Source organism: Ereboglobus sp. PH5-10 (assembly GCF_029504735.1).
Taxonomy (GTDB): Bacteria; Verrucomicrobiota; Verrucomicrobiia; order Opitutales; family Opitutaceae; genus Ereboglobus.
Window position 1 is genome coordinate 1 of the sequence record NZ_JAQFIP010000034.1, and the last position, 5,885, is coordinate 5,885.

The window sequence follows — 5,885 nt, forward strand, 5'->3', positions numbered from 1 at the left end:
TCTGTGCTGATGCTCTTCAACCTGCTCAGTGTGTGGCAGGGGGCGGCGTTGGGCGAAAAGCGCGAATACAAGCGTCCGGTGACGCTGCGCACGGAGGTGTTCCTGTGCGGAGCGGTGGGCGGGCGAAGCGGGCACAAGCATGTGCTGCACATGAGCGGCAGCTGGGGCGGGTTGGAAAAACGCAAGCCGATGATCGAACAGACATTGCGATGGTGCCGTTCAATCGCGCCGCGATTGGAACAGCCCGGTGAAAAACCAAGGGACATCCCCCCGGGCTTGCTGCAAAATTAATCTCCAATCGCGGTTTTCAGGTTTATTTGAGGGCAAAGCCCCACGTCGGGCCGTAGTTGAAACAAAAAGCCCCCAAAGTGTTGAACCTTGGAGGCTGCTTGGGGCAAGTTGATGGTGTTGAGCTTTGTTGGTTACATGAAAGCTTCTGTTGAAATATTAAAATGCTTTGCGAGGGTTTTGATGTGGGGGACGGTAAGATTTCGTTCGCCTTTGACTAAACGATAGGCCGTTGAGCGGTCGATGCCCAGTATGCGGGCGAGTCCGTCTCCGGTTATCCCGTGTTCTTGCATCAGGTAACCCAGCACATTTGCATTTTTTGGAAGACTTTCTTTTACATGCTCTTTTTCGTAGGTTTCAATTAGTCCGGCGAGGATAACAAGATAGTCCTCTTGATCGGGCGTAAGGTCGTGGCCTGCGAGCATGTCCACCATTTCAACGGTGTTGTTGTAATCCGCCTCGTCGTGAATGGGACGGGGCATGTGAATGCCTACCAATTCATTGTAGGTTTTGGGGAGGCTTTCGAATGACTTTTTGGCGCTTGTTTTTATAACTCGGATTTCCATCGGCTTTTGTCGCATTCGGCGCGCGGGAGCAGCCGGAAGATGAATACCAAGCGGTTAGGGAAACAAAATTTCGAGAAACGCGCCGGGAACAGCTTGTTCGGCGGTTTGTTCGACGATTGATATGTGTTTTTCGATTATGTCCCATCTTGTTAGGGGCAGCACGATGATCGCGATTTTTCGGTTCGTGAGGTTTTGTTGATACCTCAAATTTTTGTCGGTCGTAATAATGCAATCGAAGCCTGCTTCTTCGGCTGTGGCGATGAGATCTCCGTTTTTCTTTTCGTGCCAACTGCGCTGATAGGCTGTTGAGACTGTGTGCGCCGCGAGATATTTTTTAAGGGGCAGGGGTGTCCCTTGATCGAAAAGGATTTTCATGCGGGTGCGAGGCTGCTGGTTGTGAACTCAAGCACCTCGTTCACTTGTTCTTTTGTGACACCTTCAAACCACGATAGAAAGTCGTCTATGGTGGCTCCTCCCTCGATGTTTTCGAAAAGGGCGGACACGGGGACTCGAGTGCCAGCGAAAACGACCGCTCCGCTCATCACGTCGGAGGAGCGTGAGACGGCAGGGCAATTGTCCCAATTAAGTGTCATTGTAGCGGATGCTGCGGCATTTGGTTGTTGCTGTCAAGTGGTGTGAGTTGTATGAATGTTTTCATGTGTATAAAGAGACCCCAAGGCCTCACCCTTGGAGGTTTTGAATCGTTGGCGTGATGCTTGGTTAGCGCTTTGCGAGCCGCTTGAGTAGTCCAGCGATCGCAAGGCCGGCGACGTAGAGGAACGACGGGGCTCCGCCACCGCCGCCGCCACCGGACGAGCTGTTGTTATTGCCGCCGGTGTTGCCGCCACTTGTGGTGACGGTTACGGTGACTGCGCTGCTGGTGACGTTGCCGTAGGTGAGGCCGTATTTGTTGGAGATTGTCGCAACGTAGGTGCCCGACGTAAGCACGGTGCCGTAATCAGTGTAGATTGCGGTCGTGGTGCTTGAGCGGGGTGAGAAAAATGTGTCGTTGTCGATGCTGATGCGCATTTGCGCGGTCTTGAGGACGAAGCCGTCGGCCATTTTTTTGCGCGCGAAGCTTTGAGCCTGTTAAGAGTCGCAATAGCATCGTCAAAAATTACGTCGGCCTCGGCCAATAGCCTTTCTCGGCTCGGGTCATCCCGCTTGAGCAGGCGATATGAGTTCCAGCACCGCCCATATTTATAAAACAGATTAACGTGAGCTGAGGCATGGAGGGGCCTCAAAATAGCTTGGAGCGGGGGCATCATGGGTGTGAATAGTGGAAGGCTTGGGCGGATTGTTCGGGCGGATCGAAAAATCCGCGGGTAGTAGGCGCAAAAAATGCGCGCACAGGAGTGAGCCGGGTTTGCGGAAAATATCAGGCGGAGGCTGCCGGCGTCATTTGCATTATCCGCATGACGAGGATGAGCAGGAGTGTCTTTGTTTCCGACGGCAATTTTTCGTATCGCCGCATCACCGGCTCGTCTTTCATCAGCTCGGAAAGTGTTCCGTTGAGAAACGCCTTGACGGGGGTTGTCCCTGCGGCGCGCGCCGGTTCCAGCGCATTCCACATCATCTCCCAGAATATTGCCTCGTCAGAGTCCGTGATGCGCGCGGTTGCGTTGCCATTTCTGGCCCATTTACTGTGCTCGGCCTGGTAAATTTTCATCGCCCCAATGAGGTAGGTTTGGACGAGGCCTGGAACTGACTGGACGATTTCGTCGCGCAGCGTGGCGGCGAGCAGTTCACGAACCCTTGCTGTGTGCGGATTCTTTGCGCGGCTCCTCTTCGGTCGCGCGAGGATTTTGCCGATTGCTTTATTGATGGCCCGGTCGGCGGATTTGTTCTCCGCGCCGGCGGGGATATTGTGGGGGATTTCGCAAACCGGGCTTTTGCTTCCGGCGGCGAGAATTTTTTTGGCGAAGTCTTCGACGCCGTCCGCTTGGGCTGCGATTTTGTCGGATGTTTTCCGGCTTAGGATTATCCGGTGGCCGGCCTCGGGACGTCTGTCTTTGCGTGTGCGTTGTGCCATGTTGATTTTGATAAAATCGGTGATGATGGTGTTGCGGTGGAGTGGAGGGGGAAATTGCGGTGGTTGCGCTTTTGCGCGCTTGCCGGTGCGTTGAAAAACAAGAATCCGACGAATCGAATGCATTATAATATTTTAAAATCCCTGTTGATTTTATCGATTTCCGCGTCGAGTTGTGCGCGGGTGATAAACCGTGGCGGCGGTATGCGAAGGAGTCTGCCGATGAATGCATGCAGCCTTATCCGGAACTTGAGGGAGGCGCTTTGATTTTCCGGCGCGTTGAAAAAATCCTCCAAGGGGTGTCGGTTTGACGGCTCGTTTGGCGGTGGTGTCATAAATGATTTAAATGAGCGCTGTTTTGGCGCGGGCCAGTTGCGCGTTTCCGAATCGTGCGCGGCGAGTGTTTTCACGGGGAATTGCATGGCAAAGACAAACTACTATTGATGTCCTATTATTCATGGGTGACTCCTTATGCCATTTTTGCCAGTGTGTCCGCATGAAGTCCGGTGAAAAACGCCGCGCCGAGAGACGCAAACACAAGAAGGAGCTCTCCGAGAAGCTCGGACGGCTGATTGCCGCCGAGCGCAAGAAAATCGGTCTCAACCAGGACGATTTCGCGCACGAGGCCGGCATTCACCGCTCCTACATCGGTTTCATCGAGCGCGGGCAGCGCACCATCACTGTCGCCCTGCTCGCCGATGTGTGCCGGGCGCTGGGCAAGCCTCCGTCAACACTGCTCAAAAAGCTGAAGCTTTGATCGCAGCCGGCGGCGCGGCACGCCCGCGGTTGCGTCCAGGGCAAATCACCGGCGCGTGCCCGGCGACGGGATGTGATTCAGAAGTTTCGCAAACTCCCGGTAGAGCATATCCCTGAAAACCTTGGCGTTGATCGCGTCGATCATGTCGAGGCGATTGGCGAGCATGTTGGCTGTCAGTCCCTCCCTGTAAAAGGCGAGCTTCACCGGATCGCCTCCGCTCAAGTGAGGCATGAAGAGGGTCCGTCCGGGCGGGTGTTCGGGGTATTTCGCGCGCGGCGAATCATCGTCCGCTCTTCTGATTTGATAGAATGTGGCCCAAGGGAATGCGTTTTTGAGATCGAGCCAACATTTGGTGTTGGCGTAGCCGCCATCGACGGGGACGATCAAAATGAGTTTGGTGCCGGTTTCGTTGCAGAATGCCTCGAAGTCAAATTTGCCGATAAACACATCCAGGATTGCGTCTATTACAGCGAAGCCACCCTCGAAGTCGGCGATGATATTTTTTCCTTCGCGCAGGGAATCGAAAAGCAAGTCCTGGTTTTCAAAGCGATCTATCTTGAGGCGGTTGGGGATTGTCTCGGGGAAAATTTTTACGAGTTCCCCGCTGATTGAATCGGCGTTGTGCAGGAGAAATTTGTGACCGAGGTTTTTCAGGTATTCGTAGAGATGCGCGCAGCAAAAAGTTTTGCCGAGGGCGCCCTTGCTCTGGATGAAAAAGATGGCGGTGTTTTTCGTTTGGTTTTTGCAAGCGCCAGCGGACGCGTCGCCGGCGGCGCTGTCCTGAGGGACAATTTTGAAATCGCGGAGCGCCCTGGCGACTTCCACGTCCAGTTGCGAACGGGTGATCAACTGCCTCGGGGTGATTCCGAGGAGTTTTCCGATAAGCGCATGCAGTCGCTCGCGGCGCGTGAGAACGCGTTTTTTGTTGTCCGGCGTGGCGGATGTGTCCGCCGGCGAGATGGAGTGCTGGGTCATGATGGTTGTGGTTGGAATTGTGCGGGGCGAGACATGCGTGAGTGTTTCATCGCAGGTTTCTATGGCAAGAAGATACTACTATTGATAGTTTACTCTTGATGGATTGATGTGACGGCGTTTTCACGACCGGCTTCGCATAAACCCCGGTCAAAAACCGCCCGCCTCGCGGCTCGCGGAATTGTTTCCGCAAAGCCGGTCGGCGGGCGCTTTGTCAGTCTGCGAGCCTACTCAAACGACGGCGGCGTTTCTCCGTGAATCGAGGCGAGCAGGTGCGCTAGAGTCGGCGCGTAGTCCGACTTGGAGCCTTTCACCCTCCATCCATTTTTTGGCGTGAAAACGATGCTGTGTTTTCCGTCATGGATGATCGTTCTGCCGCTGACATCAAGGACCACCTCGGCGACTCCGGCCTCGAGAAGCGTCTCGTAGTCGTTGGTGCGGGTGCCCATGTTCATCGTCGTCAAGGCGGTGATTGAGCGCGCTTGGGCGTCGGTGACATTGATGTCGTTGTCGAGTTGGCGGAAGCCCTCCTCGGCGGCGTTGGCGTCATCGGCCTCGGTTTCGTGTTTTCCATAGATATGGATGCTTCGGAGGCCGCGCAGGAGCGCGAGGGGAACGGGCACGGTGCGCCCGGAGGGTTGTATCAATTTTATGATACATGGTTTGTTGCTTGTCATTTTTTCGGGTGTCTTCGCCCGCGAACCCTTCAACCGAAACTTCGGATGAATACAAAAAGCCGCGCGCGAGGACGCCCGCGGGGCAAAACATGCGGGAGCCGCGGCCCGAAGGACCGCGGCTCTCGTGTTGCCACATCAGCTCAGATGCAATCGTCCGGAAGCGGCAAAAGCTCCACCCATCCGAACGTCTCGATGATTTTTTCCTTCGCAATGCGTCGTTTCACCGCCGACAGTTTTCCGAACTCATCCGCCTCCGGCCATGTCCCCGAGGTGAAAGCTCCAAACCTGTCGGTGACGAAGGAATAAAAGGGATTCACGCCCTGCGACGGCGGCGATTCCATCTCGACGATTTTGTCCAGGAGGCTGTTGACGATGACACTTTCGGCTTTCGTCAGCCCGGTGGTTTCCGTCGCGTCAGCGTCCGCCTCGACCCACTGGAAGGCGTCCTCGATTTTGTCCGCCTTCCAGATGGCCCTCAAAATCGCCGGCAGGCGCAGCCAAACCTCGTGGGAGATTTCGCGCTCGAGCCTGGTTCTGGCGTGGAAGTAGGCGTCAACCTGCCATTCGATGTCGGGCTGGTCCGGCAGCGCGTCGAA

At 55.2% G+C, this 5,885-nt stretch carries 10 protein-coding genes; 2 read left to right on the plus strand and 8 right to left on the minus strand.

What is annotated here, in order from left to right; genetic code table 11:
* On the plus strand, positions 1 to 291 hold a 291-nt coding region (locus M2447_RS13515), incomplete at its 5' end, for a hypothetical protein (RefSeq protein ID WP_277559031.1).
* A 131-nt stretch (positions 292 to 422) separates the two neighbouring features.
* On the opposite strand, the gene M2447_RS13520 is transcribed toward M2447_RS13515, so the two are convergent.
* From M2447_RS13520 to M2447_RS13540, 5 genes are all read right to left on the minus strand, one after another.
* Positions 423 to 770: a helix-turn-helix domain-containing protein gene (locus M2447_RS13520; protein WP_277559032.1), complete on the minus strand. Its 348-nt coding sequence runs from the start codon at positions 768 to 770 to the stop codon at positions 423 to 425.
* A gap of 138 nt (positions 771 to 908) precedes the next feature.
* Positions 909 to 1,229: a hypothetical protein gene (locus M2447_RS13525; RefSeq protein ID WP_277559033.1), complete on the minus strand. Its 321-nt coding sequence runs from the start codon at positions 1,227 to 1,229 to the stop codon at positions 909 to 911.
* A complete protein-coding gene (locus tag M2447_RS13530; RefSeq protein WP_277559034.1) occupies positions 1,226 to 1,447 on the minus strand; it encodes a DUF433 domain-containing protein in 222 nt (73 codons plus the stop codon). The genes M2447_RS13525 and M2447_RS13530 overlap by 4 nt, the downstream gene beginning before the upstream one ends.
* Positions 1,448 to 1,574: 127 nt before the next feature.
* Complete coding sequence (locus M2447_RS13535; RefSeq protein WP_277559035.1) at positions 1,575 to 1,916, minus strand: hypothetical protein; 342 nt, start codon at positions 1,914 to 1,916, stop codon at positions 1,575 to 1,577.
* A 316-nt stretch (positions 1,917 to 2,232) separates the two neighbouring features.
* Positions 2,233 to 2,886, minus strand: coding sequence for a hypothetical protein (locus M2447_RS13540; RefSeq protein ID WP_277559036.1), 654 nt, complete (start codon positions 2,884 to 2,886; stop codon positions 2,233 to 2,235).
* Between the two features lie 493 nt (positions 2,887 to 3,379).
* Here M2447_RS13540 and M2447_RS13545 point away from each other — a divergent pair, with 493 nt between their 5' ends.
* Positions 3,380 to 3,640: a helix-turn-helix transcriptional regulator gene (locus M2447_RS13545; protein ID WP_161554740.1), complete on the plus strand. Its 261-nt coding sequence runs from the start codon at positions 3,380 to 3,382 to the stop codon at positions 3,638 to 3,640.
* A gap of 45 nt (positions 3,641 to 3,685) precedes the next feature.
* On the opposite strand, the gene M2447_RS13550 is transcribed toward M2447_RS13545, so the two are convergent.
* From M2447_RS13550 to M2447_RS13560, 3 genes are all read right to left on the minus strand, one after another.
* Entirely contained in the window at positions 3,686 to 4,615 is a 930-nt protein-coding gene (locus M2447_RS13550; RefSeq protein ID WP_277559037.1) for a hypothetical protein, read from the minus strand.
* A 224-nt stretch (positions 4,616 to 4,839) separates the two neighbouring features.
* Positions 4,840 to 5,259, minus strand: coding sequence for a hypothetical protein (locus M2447_RS13555; protein WP_277559039.1), 420 nt, complete (start codon positions 5,257 to 5,259; stop codon positions 4,840 to 4,842).
* Between the two features lie 170 nt (positions 5,260 to 5,429).
* A partial coding sequence (locus tag M2447_RS13560) for a hypothetical protein (protein ID WP_277559040.1) occupies positions 5,430 to 5,885 on the minus strand: 456 nt, incomplete at its 5' end.

Excerpts from the sequence above, each read along its gene's own strand:
- M2447_RS13530 (WP_277559034.1), bottom strand. The coding sequence starts at position 1,447 with ATGACACTTAATTGGGACAATTGCCCTGCCGTCTCACGCTCCTCCGAC.
- M2447_RS13525 (WP_277559033.1), bottom strand. The coding sequence starts at position 1,229 with ATGAAAATCCTTTTCGATCAAGGGACACCCCTGCCCCTTAAAAAATAT.
- M2447_RS13535 (WP_277559035.1), bottom strand. The coding sequence starts at position 1,916 with ATGGCCGACGGCTTCGTCCTCAAGACCGCGCAAATGCGCATCAGCATC.
- M2447_RS13540 (WP_277559036.1), bottom strand. The coding sequence starts at position 2,886 with ATGGCACAACGCACACGCAAAGACAGACGTCCCGAGGCCGGCCACCGG.
- M2447_RS13550 (WP_277559037.1), bottom strand. The coding sequence starts at position 4,615 with ATGACCCAGCACTCCATCTCGCCGGCGGACACATCCGCCACGCCGGAC.
- M2447_RS13545 (WP_161554740.1), top strand. The coding sequence starts at position 3,380 with ATGAAGTCCGGTGAAAAACGCCGCGCCGAGAGACGCAAACACAAGAAG.
- M2447_RS13520 (WP_277559032.1), bottom strand. The coding sequence starts at position 770 with ATGCCCCGTCCCATTCACGACGAGGCGGATTACAACAACACCGTTGAA.